The sequence below is a fragment of the Mitsuaria sp. CC2 genome (assembly GCF_048957715.1).
Taxonomy (GTDB): domain Bacteria; phylum Pseudomonadota; class Gammaproteobacteria; order Burkholderiales; family Burkholderiaceae_C; genus Roseateles.
Genome location: NZ_JARVXN010000028.1, coordinates 24112 through 38784, shown reverse-complemented (window position 1 = coordinate 38784; position 14673 = coordinate 24112). Strand labels below are relative to the sequence as shown.

General features: G+C 67.6%; 10 protein-coding genes. 8 read left to right on the top strand and 2 right to left on the bottom strand.

The features are described from left to right. Positions 1 to 221: 221 nt before the first annotated feature. Positions 222 to 1805, top strand: a complete 1584-nt coding sequence (locus PV762_RS19625; protein WP_421036687.1) for an aldehyde dehydrogenase (NADP(+)) — start codon at positions 222 to 224, stop codon at positions 1803 to 1805. A gap of 47 nt (positions 1806 to 1852) precedes the next feature. Here the strand turns inward: PV762_RS19625 and PV762_RS19620 are convergent, their stop codons facing one another. Then, positions 1853 to 2785 (bottom strand): LysR family transcriptional regulator, encoded by a 933-nt coding sequence (locus tag PV762_RS19620; RefSeq protein ID WP_421036686.1) that lies wholly within the window; start codon positions 2783 to 2785, stop codon positions 1853 to 1855. A 190-nt stretch (positions 2786 to 2975) separates the two neighbouring features. Between PV762_RS19620 and PV762_RS19615 the strand changes: the two genes are divergently transcribed. The 6 genes from PV762_RS19615 to PV762_RS19590 all read left to right on the top strand — a co-directional run bounded on the left by PV762_RS19615 (position 2976) and on the right by PV762_RS19590 (position 11863). Continuing rightward, positions 2976 to 3995, top strand: coding sequence for a TRAP transporter substrate-binding protein (locus PV762_RS19615; protein WP_421036685.1), 1020 nt, complete (start codon positions 2976 to 2978; stop codon positions 3993 to 3995). Between the two features lie 117 nt (positions 3996 to 4112). Beyond that, the gene (locus tag PV762_RS19610; RefSeq protein WP_421036684.1) at positions 4113 to 5894 is read left to right on the top strand and encodes an IlvD/Edd family dehydratase; all 1782 of its coding nucleotides are present in this window, start codon (positions 4113 to 4115) and stop codon (positions 5892 to 5894) included. Between the two features lie 20 nt (positions 5895 to 5914). Further along, positions 5915 to 7141: a fumarylacetoacetate hydrolase family protein gene (locus PV762_RS19605; protein ID WP_421036683.1), complete on the top strand. Its 1227-nt coding sequence runs from the start codon at positions 5915 to 5917 to the stop codon at positions 7139 to 7141. A 64-nt stretch (positions 7142 to 7205) separates the two neighbouring features. Further along, positions 7206 to 7844 (top strand): TRAP transporter small permease, encoded by a 639-nt coding sequence (locus PV762_RS19600; RefSeq protein ID WP_421036682.1) that lies wholly within the window; start codon positions 7206 to 7208, stop codon positions 7842 to 7844. Beyond that, complete coding sequence (locus tag PV762_RS19595; protein WP_421036681.1) at positions 7841 to 9118, top strand: TRAP transporter large permease subunit; 1278 nt, start codon at positions 7841 to 7843, stop codon at positions 9116 to 9118. Before PV762_RS19600 ends, PV762_RS19595 begins: the two co-directional genes overlap by 4 nt. Positions 9119 to 9142: 24 nt before the next feature. Further along, positions 9143 to 11863: an endo-1,4-beta-xylanase gene (locus tag PV762_RS19590; protein ID WP_421036680.1), complete on the top strand. Its 2721-nt coding sequence runs from the start codon at positions 9143 to 9145 to the stop codon at positions 11861 to 11863. A 106-nt stretch (positions 11864 to 11969) separates the two neighbouring features. Here the strand turns inward: PV762_RS19590 and PV762_RS19585 are convergent, their stop codons facing one another. Further along, entirely contained in the window at positions 11970 to 12851 is an 882-nt protein-coding gene (locus tag PV762_RS19585; protein ID WP_421036679.1) for a LysR family transcriptional regulator, read from the bottom strand. Positions 12852 to 13225: 374 nt separating this feature from the next. Here PV762_RS19585 and PV762_RS19580 point away from each other — a divergent pair, with 374 nt between their 5' ends. Next, complete coding sequence (locus tag PV762_RS19580; protein WP_421036678.1) at positions 13226 to 13948, top strand: SDR family oxidoreductase; 723 nt, start codon at positions 13226 to 13228, stop codon at positions 13946 to 13948. Positions 13949 to 14673: the final 725 nt, after the last annotated feature.

Below are 14673 nucleotides of genomic sequence, written 5' to 3'. Positions count from 1 at the left end.
GAGTTTGGCGCATATCTGCTCCGGCATGCCTCACCGGCGAGTGCCGCGACAAAACCGCTGCGATAACGGGGCGTTATTGATTTCTCCGGAAACGCGATTGGCCGACTGCCCTGGCTGTTCTTAGGATCCGGCACTTCAGCCACGCTGAGGCCGGTGAGGCAAGGCGCGTGGCGATCCGTCGACTTCTCGTTCCCAATGCCACGGTGCAGACAGGCAAGCGCATGACCTCATCCATTGGCCAGCATTTCATCGGGGGCGCTCGACGCGCCGCCGGCAGCGTCGTGCTCCACAGCGTCGATGCGACGACGGGCGAGACGCTGCACCGCGGCTATCTGGAGGCCACCGAAGAGGAGGTCAACGCAGCTGCGACGGCGGCGATGGCCGCGTTCCCGACCTATCGCGCATTGCCGGTGTCGCTGCGCGCAGCATTCCTGGATGCCATCGCGGCGGAGGTGGACGCCCTGGGCGACGACTTCGTCGCGACGGTCTGTCGCGAGACGGCCCTGCCCGCAGGGCGCATCCATGGCGAGCGGGCGCGTACCAGCGCGCAGATGCGCCTGTTCGCGACGGTGCTGCGCCGGGGCGACTTTCACGGCGCGCGGATCGATCTTGCCCAGCCGCAGCGAGCGCCGCTGCCGCGCGCGGACATTCGTCAATACCGCCTCGGTGTCGGCCCTGTGGCGGTGTTTGGCGCGAGCAACTTCCCGCTGGCCTTTTCCACCGCCGGCGGCGACACGGCGGCGGCATTTGCCGCCGGTTGCCCGGTGGTCTTCAAGGCGCATCCCGGCCACATGATGACGGCCGAAGCGGTGGCGGAGGCCATCCTTCGAGCTGCGGCTAGCACCGGCATGCCCGCGGGGGTGTTCAACATGCTCTATGGCGGGACCGTCGGCGCCTGGCTGGTGAAACATCCGGCCATCCAGGCCGTTGGCTTCACGGGGTCGCTGCGCGGCGGACGCGCGCTGTGCGACCTGGCGGCGACCCGACCGCAGCCGATCCCGGTCTTTGCCGAGATGAGCAGCATCAACCCTGTCGTGCTGTTGCCCGGCGCCTTGCAGGCGCGCGGCGTCCAGGTGGCGCAGGAACTGGCCGCCTCCGTCCTGCTGGGGGCGGGCCAGTTCTGCACCAACCCCGGGCTGGTGATCGGCGTGCGCTCGGCTGCTTTCGACAGCTTCGTGCAGCACCTGTGCCAGGCCATGGGCAACGCCGCGCCGCAGACCATGCTGAGTGCCGGCGGTCTCACGCATTACGGGCAGGGCTTGCAGGCGATGCTGGCGCATCCCGGCGTGTCTCGGCTGGCCGGCGGCGAACAGGTCGGACCTCGGGCCAGGGCGCAGGTCTTCAAGGCCGATGCGAGCCTGCTGCTCCAGGGCGACGCGCTGCTGCAGGAGGAAATCTTCGGCCCGGCGACGGTGGTGGTCGAGATGGCCGATCGCGCCGAACTCGCGCTGGCGCTGCGGGCGCTACGCGGCCAGTTGACGGCAACACTGATCGGCGAGCCGGACGAACTCGCGGCCGCCGCCGACCTCATTGCCGTGCTGCAGGACAAGGTCGGCCGACTGCTGGTGAACGGCTACCCGACGGGCGTGGAGGTCTGCGATGCGATGGTGCACGGCGGACCATATCCCGCCACGTCCGACGCGCGGGCCACGTCGGTCGGCACGCTCGCCATCGATCGCTTCCTGCGGCCGGTGTGCTTCCAGAACTTCCCCGACGAACTGCTGCCGGACGCGCTGAAGAACGCCAACCCGCTGGGCATCGAACGCCTGGTCAACGGCGAGAGGACGCGGGCTCCGGTGGCTTGAACAGGCTGGAGCAGGCCCAGACAGGCACGGGGCGTCGCACCGCCGGCCTAGTCCGTGTCGGGGGCCTGGTCTGCGATGTTGCGGATCACGTCCATGAACGCCAGCACGGCCGTGCTCGGCGGCTCGCCTTGGAGCGTGATCAGGCCGAAGTCGGGCATGCGGTTGGGGAGCTCGGACGCGATGCGCGTCAGAAGGCCGCGCCGCACATACTTGTCCACCAGGCCGGCCGGCTGCAGCGACAGCATGTTCGTGCTCTGCAGCAGCTCCAGGGCGAAGAGGAACGACGGCGTCTCCACGATCCCCGAGGTGAGCGACAGGCCGGCGTCGCTGAAGATGCCATCCGAGACCTTGCGCAGCGCGGTGGACGTCGGATACAGGATCCACGGCCACCGCGACAGTTCCTTCACACCGGGTGGCTGGGCGCCACGCAGCGGATGGTGCAGGCCCGCGGTGATGTGCAGGCTCTCGCCGGACAGCCGCTCGTACTGGAACTGGTCGCGCTGCGAGTCCTGCGTGAACCGGCCGATCATCACGTCGATCTTGCGCTCGGCCAGCCACACGATCAGCTGGTCGCTGCTTTGCTCCAGCACCTTCACCACCAGAAGCGGGCGCAAGCGCTGGAGCTCGGCGACCGCGGCAATCAGCAGGTGCGCCGCCGATCCGGAGATCGCGCCGATCGTCAGGTGACCGTGTCCGCCTTGTTTGAGCGTGCTGAACTCGTCGATGAACTTGCGGTGGCCGTCGAGCGCGGAATGCGCGTAGCGCAAGGTGAAGAGTCCCAGTTCATTGGGTCGCATGCCGCGGGGCAGGCGATCGAACAGGCGCGCCTCCAGCATCTCCTCGATGTCCATCAACACCTTGGTGGCCGCGGGCTGTGTCATGTGCATCTGCTCGGCGGCCAGGCGCAGATTGCGCGTCTTGCCCAGGATGTCCAGGAACTGCAGGTGCCGGAAACGCAACCGGGAGACTTGCGCCAGCATCAGGGGTGACCCGAAGTCCTGTGTGAACTCATCAGCATTTGGAATCGATGCTAGCAAAAAAGTCAGTGGACCGTCAGGGGGGGCTCACGTAGCCTGCACTCACAAAGAACGCACAAACAACGGCCTTACAGAGAGCCGGTGCATCGCGGCAAGGCCGCCGCGGCGCGCACACCACCACTGCGGAGACATCATGCAAATCAGATCACTCGGCTTGGCCGCGGCGCTGCTCGTCGCATTGGCCGGCCCCGCTGCGGCGCAGATCAAGGACCACGTGTTCAAGATCGGCACGGGACTGAGCGAAGACCATCCACAGGCCCAGGCGCTGAAGTTCTTCGCCGACCAGCTGGCGGCCAGGAGCGGCGGCAAGCTGACGGCGCGGGTCTACACCAGCGGCGCGCTGGGCAACGACGTCAGCATGACCTCGGCGCTGCGCGGCGGCACGCTGGAGATGACCATTCCCGACAGCTCCACGCTGGTGTCGCTGGTCAAGCCGTTCGGTGTGCTGAACCTGCCCCTCACCTTCAACAACGAGAAGGAAGCAGATGCGGTGCTGGACGGTCCGTTCGGGCAGAAGCTGCTGGCCAGGCTGCCGGAGAAGGGGCTCGTCGGTCTGGGTTTCTGGGAGAACGGCTTCCGCCACGTCACCAACTCGCGCCGCCCGGTGCAGCGCGCCGATGACCTGAGCGGCCTGAAGCTGCGCGTCATCCAGAGCCCGCTGTTCCTGGACACCTTCAACGCCCTGGGCGCCAACGCCACTCCCATGCCCTTCACCGAGCTCTATTCGGCGATGGAGCAGACCGCGGTGGACGGGCAGGAGAACCCGCCGGCCACCATCCTGGCCAGCAAGTTCTACGAAGTGCAGAAGCACCTGGTGCTGTCCAGGCACATGTACAGCGCCTGGGTGCTGCTGATGTCCAAGAAGACCTGGGACGGGCTGTCTGCCGAGGAGCAGAAGATCGTCCAGGAGGCGGCGCGCGAAGCCACCCTGCACGAACGCAAGACCATCCGGGCGTTCTCCGAGACGGCGCTGGCCGAGCTGAAGAAGGCCGGCATGCAGATCACAGAACTGCCGCCGGCCGAGCAGGCCCGGATGCGCGGCAAGCTCCAAACGGTGCTGACCAAGTTCAGCAAGGAGTTCGGCGAAGACACCACCGCCGAACTCAATGGCGAGCTGTCCAAGGTGCGCGGCGCCGCGACGGCCAAGAAGTAGTTCGCCTGCCAGGGGCGGCGGCGGCGGCGCCGCTTTCCTCCTTGCGGCTTTCCCCCGTTCCGCTTTCCCCGTTCCGCTTCCACCCTTTCCCCGTTCTCTTCTTTCAAGACGATGGCCATGGACAACCCAGCCGGTCGGCGCTTTCGCTCGCGCGAATGGTTTGCCGATCCCCAACGCTCCGACATGACGGCGCTCTACCTGGAGCGTTTCATGAACTATGGCTTGACGCCCGAGGAACTGCGTTCGGGCCGCCCCATCATCGGCATCGCGCAGACAGGCTCCGACCTGTCCCCGTGCAATCGCATCCACCTGGACCTCGCCCGACGCGTTCGCGACGGGATCCGTGACGCCGGCGGCATTCCGATGGAATTCCCGGTGCATCCGATCTTCGAGAACTGCCGCCGCCCCACCGCGGCGCTGGACCGCAACCTGGCCTACCTGGGCCTCGTTGAGATCCTGTACGGCTACCCCATCGACGCCGTGGTGCTCACGACCGGCTGCGACAAGACCACACCCGCGGGCATCATGGCCGCCTCCACCGTGGACATCCCCGCCATCGTGCTCTCCGGCGGGCCCATGCTCGACGGCTGGCATGGCGGCGAACTGGTGGGCTCGGGCACGGTGATCTGGCGCAGCCGCCGTCAACTGGCCGCCGGCGAAATCGACGAAGAGGAGTTCCTGCAGCGCGCGTGCGCCAGCGCGCCGTCGGCCGGGCACTGCAACACCATGGGCACGGCGTCGACGATGAACGCCGTGGCGGAGGCGCTGGGCCTGTCGCTGCCCGGCTGCGCCGCCATTCCGGCGCCGTATCGCGAGCGCGGCCAGATGGCCTACGAGACCGGCCGGCGCATCGTCGGCATGGCCTTCGAGGATCTGCGGCCTTCGCGCCTCCTCAGCCGCGAGAGTTTCCTCAACGCGCTGGCGGTGGTGAGCTGCGCGGGCGGCTCGAGCAATGCGCAGGTGCACATCATGGCGATGGCCCGCCATGCCGGCGTGGACCTGCGACCCCAGGACTGGACCGAACACGCCTACGAGCTGCCGCTGCTGCTGAACATGCAGCCCGCCGGCCAGTTCCTGGGCGAGCGCTTCTTCCGCGCCGGCGGCGTGCCGGCGCTGATGTGGGAGCTTGCAAAGGCCGGTCGCCTGCATGGCGAGTGCGCGAGCGTCACCGGGCAGACCGTGGGCGAGAACATCCAGGGCCGCGAGAGCAGCGACCGTGAGGTGATCCGGCCGTTCGACGCGCCGCTGATGCCCAAGGCGGGCTTCCTGGTGCTGAGCGGCAACCTGTTCGACTTCGGCATCCTGAAGACCTCGGTGATCTCGCAGCGCTTTCGGGAGCGTTACCTCACCCGGCCCGGCCAAGAAGGTGTTTTCGAGGCCCGCGCCGTGGTGTTCGACGGCGCCGACGACTACCACGCGCGCATCAACGATCCGGCGCTGGCGATCGACGAGGGCTGCATCCTGGTGATGCGCGGCGCCGGTCCCATCGGCTGGCCGGGCTCGGCCGAGGTGGTGAACATGCAGCCGCCCGACGCGCTGATCCAGCGCGGCGTCCAGACCCTGCCCACGCTGGGCGACGGTCGCCAGTCCGGCACGGCCGACAGTCCCTCCATCCTCAACGTCTCGCCCGAGAGCGCGGTGGGCGGGGGCTTGAGCTGGCTGCAGACCGGCGACGTGATCCGCGTCGACCTCAACGCCGGCCGTTGCGACGCGCTGGTGTCCGAAGAGGAGATCGCGCGACGCCTGCGCGAGGTGGCGCCGCCGCCCGTGCCGGCCAGCCAGTCGCCGTGGGAGGAGATCTACCGCAACCACACCGGCCAACTGTCCGACGGCGCCACGCTGGAGATGGCCCTCAAGTACCGCCGCATCGCCGAGCGCACGCCGCGCCACAACCACTGACACCGCACGAGGAACGCTCAATGACTGCAACAACGACGACCCTGCCGGTGCGCACCGATGGCCTTCACCCCGTCCTGCCGCAGGACGGCCTGGCCGGCACGCTCGTCGCGCGTGTGTGGCGAGCTGGATCGCACGCGGGCTCGCCCGCCGGCCCGGCCGTGGTGGCGCTGCGCGCCGAGGGCGTGTTCGACGTCACCCAGGCGTTCGCCACCATGAGCACGCTGCTGGACACCGAACAGCCGGCGAAGGCCGTGCGCGCGGCGTCCGGCGAGTTCCTGTGCAGCATCGAGGCGCTGCTGGACAACAGCAAGGCCGAGGGCCGCGACGACACCTTGCCCTGGTTGCTCGCGCCCTGCGACCTGCAGGTCGTCAAGGCCGCCGGGGTGACCTTCGCCGCCAGCATGATCGAGCGCGTGATCGAGGAGCAGGCCGGCGGCGACGCCAGTCGCGCCCAGGCGCTGCGCAGCCAGGTGACGGCGCTGATCGGCGGCGACCTCTCCGACATCCGCCCCGGCTCGGCGGAGGCGCTGGCGTTGAAAGCCCTGCTGCAGCAAAAGAAGCTCTGGTCGCAGTATCTGGAGGTCGGCATCGGGCCCGATGCCGAGGTCTTCACCAAGTCGCCAGTGCTGGCCGCGGTCGGGCATGGCCAGGCCATCGGGATCCGGTCGGACTCGGTCTGGAACAACCCGGAGCCGGAGGTGGTGCTGGCCGTCAACAGCCGCGGCGCCATCGTCGGCGCGGCGCTGGGCAACGACGTCAACCTGCGCGACATCGAAGGGCGCAGCGCCTTGCTGCTGGGCAAGGCCAAGGACAACAACGCCTCCTGCGCCATCGGCCCCTTCATCCGGCTGTTCGACGACGGCTTCGGCCTGGATCAGGTCCGCCGCGAGACCGTGCACCTGCGGGTCCGCGGCGAGGACGGCTACACGCTCAGCGGCGTCAACACCATGGCCAGCATCAGCCGCGACCCCGTCGAGCTGGTGGCGCAGACGATGGCCTGCCACCAGTACCCCGACGGCTTCATGCTGTTCCTGGGCACGCTGTTCGCGCCCATCGAGGACCGCGACGAGCCGGGCGGCGGCTTCACCCACAAGCTGGGCGACGTGGTCACCATCCACAGCCACTGGCTGGGCGCCCTGCAGAACCGGGTGACGCACAGCGAGGCCGCGCCGCCGTGGCGCTTCGGCCTGCGAGCTCTCATCGGCAACCTGGCCGAGCGCGGGCTGCTGCAGGGGACGCCGCTGTGAGGGCCGCGGTGAGGGCTGCTGTGGGGGCTGTCGTGAAGGCAGGGCGGTCGACGGAGGTGAGGCCATGATCGACGTCGCCATCGACAGGTTCTGTCGGGCCATCGACCTGCTGATCGCCGGCGCGCTTGCGGTGATGGTCGTGCTGGTGTTCGGCAACGTCGTGTTGCGCTACGCCTTCAACTCCGGCATCGCCGTCAGCGAGGAGGTGTCGCGCTGGCTGTTCGTCTGGCTGTGCTTCATGGGGGCGGTGGCCGCGCTGAAGGAGGGCGGCCACCTGGGCACCGACATGCTCGTTTCACGCCTGCCGCTGGCCGGCAAGAAGGTCTGCCTGCTGCTGGGCCACCTGCTGATGCTGTACGTGACCTGGCTGTTCCTGGACGGCAGCTGGCAGCAGGCGCGCATCAACCTGGACGTGGAGGCGCCGGTGACCGGGGCGTCCATGGCGCTGTTCTACGGATCCGGCGTGGTCTTTTCGGTGTGCGCCGGCATCCTGCTGCTGTTGCAGCTGGTGCGCCTGCTGAGCGGCCATCTCCGGGAAAGCGAGCTCGTGATGGTCAAGGAATCGGAAGAGCAGGCGGAGCTTGAGAGCCTGCAGGCCGAACTGGCGCGCGCCGACGCGCAGCGGGAACCGTCTCGGGCCCAAGCCCGCGCCAACGCCCACGCCAACACTTCGAACGGCACCTCCCAGGACGCGCGGCCATGACGGTGTTCATCTTCCTCGGCAGTCTCGTGGGCGCCATGGCGCTGGGCATTCCCATCGCGTATGCGCTGCTGGCCAGCGGCGTGGCGCTGATGTGGCACCTGGACCTCTTCGACGCGCAGATCCTGGCGCAGAACTTCATCAACGGGGCCGACAGCTTCCCGCTGCTGGCGGTGCCCTTCTTCATGCTGGCCGGCGAGATCATGAACGTCGGCGGGCTGTCGCAGCGCATCGTCAACTTCGCGCTGGCGCTGGTGGGCCACGTCAAGGGCGGGCTGGGCTACGTGGTGATCGTGGCGGCCTGCCTGCTGTCGGCGTTGTCGGGTTCCGCCGTGGCCGACGCCGCGGCGCTCACCGCCCTGCTGCTGCCGATGATGGTCCGGGCCGGGCACAAGCGCGAGGTCTCGGGCGGGCTGATCGCTGCCGCCGGCGTCATCGGACCCATCATCCCGCCCAGCATCGGCTTCGTCATCTTCGGCGTCGCCGCCAACGTGTCGATCAGCAAGCTCTTCATCGCCGGCATCGTGCCCGGCATCATGATCGGCATCGGCCTGGCGCTGACCTGGTGGTGGGTGGGCCGCAAGGAGCAGCTGGCGCTGCCCCCCCGCAAGACACGCGCCGAGATCTGGACCGCCGCGCGCGAATCGGTGTGGGCGCTGCTGCTGCCGGTGTTCATCCTGGTGGGCCTGCGCATGGGCGTGTTCACGCCGACCGAGGCGGCGGTCGTCGCGGCGGTCTACGCGATGTTCGTGGCCACCGTGATCTACCGGGAACTGTCGCTGCAGGCGCTGGTGCGCGCGTTCGTGACGGCGGCGCGCACCGCAGCGGTGGTGATGTTCCTGGTGGCCGCGGCGATGGTGTCGGCATGGCTCATCACGGTGGCCAACCTGCCCACGCAGATGGTGGACCTGCTGCGCCCGCTGCTGGACCACCAGACGCTGCTGCTCGTGGCCATCATGCTGCTGGTGATGCTGGTGGGGACGGCCATGGACATGACCCCCACCATCCTGATCATGACGCCGGTGCTGATGCCCCTGATCAAGGCCGCCGGCATCGACCCCATCTACTTCGGCGTGCTGTTCATCATCAACAACTCCATCGGCCTGATCACGCCGCCGGTGGGCACCATCCTCAACGTGGTGGCCGGTGTCGGCCGCATGAAGATGGACGAGGTCACGCGCGGCGTGCTGCCGTTCATGGCGGCCCAGTTCGCGGTGCTGTTCATCATGGTTCTCTTCCCGCAGACGGTGCTGGCGCCGCTGCGCTGGTTCTACTGAAACGCCAGACCAAGGAGACAAGACATGCACCTGGCCATGCATCGTGCAAAGCACCCGGCGGACCACTTGCCAAAGCCCAGCAGACTCGCCCTCGGACGCTGGCTGGTGGCCTGGCCGGCCGGACTGGCGATCATGAGCGGCGCGTGGGCCGTCGACCGGCCAGCCAGTCCCGCCGAGTGGCCGGCGCTCAAGGAGGTCTACCGGCATCACTTCCTGATCGGCAGCACCAACCTCAGCGCCGCCAACTTCGGCGCCGATGTAGTCCCGGGCGAGGACTCGGTCGCGGCCATGACCGTGAAGCACTTCAACGCGGTGACGCCCAGCAATGCGATGAAGCCCGACTTCTGGAACGGCGGGAGCAGCAATCCGACGCCGAGCTTCCTCACGAATCTGACCTCAGGCATCAATGCCGACATCGGCGCGGCCAACGCGCGCGGCGTCAAGGTGACCGGGCACGTGCTGCTCTGGCACAACCAGTCGGGGCAGTGGCCAGCGCCCAATGTCCTGACCTCGACGGGCGGCTGGGAAACGCCGTGGGACTACGCCACGGCCAAGGCCAATCTCGAGTACTACGTCCGGACCGTGGCCGGGCATTTCGACAGGCAACCCTTCAAGGTCTACGCCTGGGACGTCGTCAACGAAGCGTTCAAGGACAGCCCCGACAATCCCGCCGACTGGAGAAACGCGCTGCGCACGGGCTACAACCCGGAGGAGCGCCCGTCACGCTGGGCCCAGGCCTACGCCAAGGGCGGCAAGAGCTGGGACTATTTGTATGACGCCTTCTTCCACGCGCGCCAGAACACGACGGCGCTGCTGAACTACAACGACTTCAACGACAACGAGCGTGCCTCCAAGGCCACCGCCATCGCCGCGATGGTCAAGGAGTTCAATGATCGCTATGCGGCCGAATCGGCCGCGGGCAAGGGCCGCATCCTGCTGGACGCCAAAGGCAGGCCCAGGCCGCTCGTCGACGTCATCGGCACGCAGGGGCACTGGGACATGCGGCTCAACCTGGACGCCTTCGAGAGGACCATCCGGACCTATCTCGACACGGGCGTCGACGTCGATCTGACCGAACTGGATCTCGCGCCGACCCTGGGGCTGGACAAGGGCGAGCGCATCCAGAACGGACCCGAGATGGACGCGCTCTTCATGGAGCAGGGCGTCCAGTACGCGAAGCTTTTCAGCCTGCTCAAGGAGTACGCCGGCGGCTCCGCGGGGCGTCACCCCGAATACAAGGGCGGCGTGCACCGCGTCACCTGGTGGGGGATGACGGACCCGGGTTATCACACCAACGGGTATCCCTGGTCGGGCGTCGGCCGACCGAAGGAGGCCTACTGGGCCGCGACCAATCCGGAGCAGTACCTCCTCGACGCGGGCTTGCCGCCGCACGGTGTCACGGCGACGTTCAGGTATGGCGGTGAGACCTTCAAGGCCAGGACCTGGGGCGGCAGGAACGCGCAGGCGATGCTCGACATCCACGTGCCGGACGGTACGAAGCGCGTTGCCTTCAGCGCCCGCGACGTCTCCCTGCCGCCGGGATTTGCGGTCGAGCGGATCAAGTTCAACCCGAGCGACTGCGCCGTGAGGCCGGGCAGCCCCTGCCATGTGACGGTGACCGCCCGCGGGCCCGCGACGGCGCAGGTGTACCGCGACGTGGGCGTGGAGAACACGGCGACCTTCGTGCTGTCCTTCGGCAACATGACGGTGGGGTGGATGGACGCGGCCAACGCACTGGAAGCGCCGCTGTCCTATGCGGATGTCCGCTTCAGCGACGGCGTGACGCGGTTCAAGCAGTACCTGACCACCTATGGCGCCGATGGCATGGCCCGGGCGTCCGGCGTCACGGACATGAAAGCGGTGCCCAGGCATGGTCGCGGCACGCTGGTCCTGTCCTCACGGGACCCGATCGCCAGCCCCTTGGGAAGGCGCCTGCACAAGCAGCCGGCGACGGAAAAAGCCTGGCGGCTCGTCACCCGGATCGAACCGGGAAGGACGTACATGGTCGTGTCGGCGGAGTCCGCCTTCAACGGGCGGATCCAGGCCGCGGCCCTGACCAACAGAAGCAAGCCCGCGACGAGCGCGTCGCCGGAGTCGCTGTCGCGCACGCCGGTGATCCTGCGTGGCCGCGTGCTCTTGCCTCTGCGCAATTCGAATGCGCCCGAGAGTGAACCGGCCCTGGCGCAGGACAACCACAAGTTCGTCTTCGAGGAAGCAATGAGCGCGGTGAGCGCTGCCGCGGGACCGTACGCGGCTCGCGAAGGTCACACGATGCAGAGCTTCATCCATGGCACCAATGTCTACCCGCACGTCATGTTCCGGGGCAATGGCGCCAGTGGCAGCGTGCTTGCGGACCAGCATTCGCTTGTCACGCGACAGACGAACGGCCAGGAGGGCTCGCAGATCGCCGAGAGGGCGCTGGATCAGGCGGTGTGGTTCAGCACGCCCATGGACCCGAGGACCGGGGAGATGAAGCTCTTCCTGTACACCGACAGGAACGGCGTGAAGCAGCACTTCGTGCTCAAGGAGGTCGTCGATGGGGTGACGCCGAACCGGGATGCGGGAAATGCGATCAGTCAGCGGCAAGCGGCGGAAGGCGGGTTCGTCGCCTTGCAGGCGGGCAATCCCAGCGCGGGCACGAGTGTGAGGCTCTACGCCTACGACATCGAGCCTGACATGTCCGGCCCGCCGCACCCGAGCCCGCCTCCGCACCCGCACCCGCACCCGCACCCGCACCCGCATTGACGTACGAGGGCCTTGCCGCGACGACCGCCGCTGTCGGCAAGCTTCTGGGGCAACCCCGCTTCCTCGGCAACGTGGACCGATCAGAACGGCGGCATTGAATCGACGATCAAAGGCGCTCAGCCAGCGCCAGCGCAAAGAACTCCGTCACCTGTCGGACTCTTGCGGGAACGAATTTCCGGCTCGGCCAGATGAGACTCACGTCCCGCGTCTCGCTGATGAACTCGTCGAGCACGGTCACGACCCCCGCCTCACGAAATTCGTCGGTCAGCGAGGCCCCGTAGAACATCCCGATGCCCACGCCGTCCCTCACGGCCGACAGGATGGCGTCGACGGTATTGGCGGCGAGGTTCCCGCTCACCCGGACGTTGAGCTTGCCGCGCGGTCCTTCGAACGCCCATTGCTCGGCGCCGTTGAAGACGATGCAGTTGTGGTGGACGAGGTCTTCGGGTGTCTTCGGCGTTCCATGCTGCGCGAAGTAGCGGCGCGATCCCGCGCACACCAGTGACGTGGTCGTCACGCGCTTGACCACGGCGTCCGGACTCACCGCGGGGTTGATCCGGATGGCCAGGTCGATGCCCTCGGCGGGCAGATCCTGCACGCCGTCGGCCAGCTTGAGATCGAGCTTGAGCTTGGGGTGCAGCGCCAGCAGTTTCGGGACGAGGGGCAGGACGTGCAGCCGGCCGAAGGTGGACGGGCTCGCGATCCTGACGAGACCGGAGAGCTCCAGCGCACTGCTGATCAGCTCGCCGTCGGCTTGCGCCACTTCCTCCAGCAGCGGCTTCATCCGCTCGTAGTACCGCCGACCGTGCTCAGTCAAGGTGACGCTGCGTGTGCTGCGGGTGAAGAGCTGTACGCCCAGGCGCCGCTCCAGCGCGCTTACCGATTTGCTGACGAGGGACTGGGAGTCGCTGAGACGTCTCGCGGCTGCGGAGAACCCGCCCGACTCCACGACCGCCACGAACGCGGTGAGTTCCTGAAAACGATCCATGGCTTCCCTGTCCGGTGCTGATCGCTGCGGATGGCGCCAGCCGCCTGCGCCCCGTAATTTATTCCAATATGGAATAAGACTTATGAAAAACGACCCGATTATCGTCGTGAGTCGACGTATTTAGGATCTCTTTTACGTCGTCGGTCCGTGCCAGCAAGGGTCGAAAAGCCGAGCTGGATGGCGCCTTGCGGCATGCCCTCATGCCAGTTGCGATCAATGGACGCGGTCGATGAGACGACCGATGACGACCCATGAAACGACCCTGGAGTGACCGGTGAGGTTGCCTTGGTCACCACCTTGATCATTGAAAGAGAGAAGCATTCATGACTGCAGCAAGCATTCCCCAAGAAGCACCGTTGGCCTCGCCGGCGAGCATGGCGGGCAAGAAGGTCGTCGTCGTGGGCGGCAAGACGGGCATTGGCCTGGGGGTGGCGCGCGCCGCGCGCGCGGCCGGAGCCACGGTCGTGGTCGCCAGCCGCCGGGTCTCGTCGGCTCAGGAGCGACCCGACCTGGAGGACTTCGTGCAGCTGAGCCTCGACCTGCGCGATGAGGCGGCCGTCAAGGCGGCGTTCGACACGATCGGCCCCTTCGACCACCTGGTCGTCACCGCCGCGCCTGAACTCGGGAGCTGGGGCGCGTTCATGGATGCGGACATGCACGGCGTGCGAAGCTATTTGGAGGGCAAGTTCCTGGGCAGCTGGGCGAGTGCGCGCCACGGTGCGCCGCACCTGCGCGCCGGCGGCTCCATCACCTTCTTGACCGGTGGCATGGCGGCCCGGCCAAAGATCGGTTTCGCGGCCGTGACCTCGGCGTTCGCCGCCGTGGAGGCGTTGTCAGGATCGCTCGCGCTGGAGCTCGCCCCGATCCGGGTGAACACGATCCGTCCGGGCTTCATCGACACCGACATGTGGGGCTTCCTGCCCACCGAGCAGCGCGACGGCCTGCGCAAGCAGGTGGAAGACACCTTCCCGGCCCGGCGCGCCGGCAAGCCGCAGGACGTCGGACACGCGGCGCTGTTCCTCATGACCAATCCCTACGTGACGGGCACCGTGATCGAGGTGTCCGGCGGGGAGAACCTGGTCCCGAGCGTGTCCTGAGCGAAGGTGGCGTGACCATGACTGATCTCGCTCTTTCACCTCTGGATCGGCGTCCGGGCTCTGCGGGGCTCGGGCCCGCAGGCGTGGCCCTCCTCGCGCAGGCCAGCGGCCCTGCGGACAGTGCGCGCGTGTCGTCGGAGTCGGGTGGGGCAGGGGCTTCTGGCCCAATGGCGCCAGTCTGGAGATCAGCGCCTCTCTGATGTCCGAGGGCGGCAGCCAACCTAAGTCGGGCGATCGCGGTCCGCCCCCCCGAGCCGATCGCCCTTGGGGTCTTGGACTGTGAACCGGCTCCCGGAAGTTGAGCGTCCGATGCGCGCGCTGCGGGAAGGATGGGCGACCGGACTGAGCGCCAAATCGGGCGACGGCTTTGCAGCGGAAGCGGACATACTTTGTCGATGGAATTTGCTGACCTACCGCTCCACGATGCCACGCTGTCCGCCATCCACGTGAGCTACGAAGCTGAGCGTTGCGACTTGGTTCTGCGCGTCGTGGGAGGGGTCGTCCACGAATTGGTCTTTGAAGGTTTTCGCACCTTGGATTTCCCAAGACGGCAGCCATGGGGGCGATCTTGCTCGGTCAACGTTGCACGGCAAATCGCCCCTCAGAGTTATGAGCTCGAACTTCAGTCTGGCGACTTGCTTCGGGTAGAAGCAGAGTGTTGGACCTTCCGACCACTTCAGGCATAACTCGACATACCGCTCGCAGCCTGAATCGGAAGCCCGCTG

What these genes read in the sequence shown, in the direction of transcription:
- PV762_RS19625 (WP_421036687.1), top strand. Translation starts at nt 222, where the DNA reads ATGACCTCATCCATTGGCCAGCATTTCATCGGGGGCGCTCGACGCGCC.
- PV762_RS19620 (WP_421036686.1), bottom strand. Translation starts at nt 2,785, where the DNA reads ATGCTGGCGCAAGTCTCCCGGTTGCGTTTCCGGCACCTGCAGTTCCTG.
- PV762_RS19615 (WP_421036685.1), top strand. Translation starts at nt 2,976, where the DNA reads ATGCAAATCAGATCACTCGGCTTGGCCGCGGCGCTGCTCGTCGCATTG.
- PV762_RS19610 (WP_421036684.1), top strand. Translation starts at nt 4,113, where the DNA reads ATGGACAACCCAGCCGGTCGGCGCTTTCGCTCGCGCGAATGGTTTGCC.
- PV762_RS19605 (WP_421036683.1), top strand. Translation starts at nt 5,915, where the DNA reads ATGACTGCAACAACGACGACCCTGCCGGTGCGCACCGATGGCCTTCAC.
- PV762_RS19600 (WP_421036682.1), top strand. Translation starts at nt 7,206, where the DNA reads ATGATCGACGTCGCCATCGACAGGTTCTGTCGGGCCATCGACCTGCTG.
- PV762_RS19595 (WP_421036681.1), top strand. Translation starts at nt 7,841, where the DNA reads ATGACGGTGTTCATCTTCCTCGGCAGTCTCGTGGGCGCCATGGCGCTG.
- PV762_RS19590 (WP_421036680.1), top strand. Translation starts at nt 9,143, where the DNA reads ATGCACCTGGCCATGCATCGTGCAAAGCACCCGGCGGACCACTTGCCA.
- PV762_RS19585 (WP_421036679.1), bottom strand. Translation starts at nt 12,851, where the DNA reads ATGGATCGTTTTCAGGAACTCACCGCGTTCGTGGCGGTCGTGGAGTCG.
- PV762_RS19580 (WP_421036678.1), top strand. Translation starts at nt 13,226, where the DNA reads ATGGCGGGCAAGAAGGTCGTCGTCGTGGGCGGCAAGACGGGCATTGGC.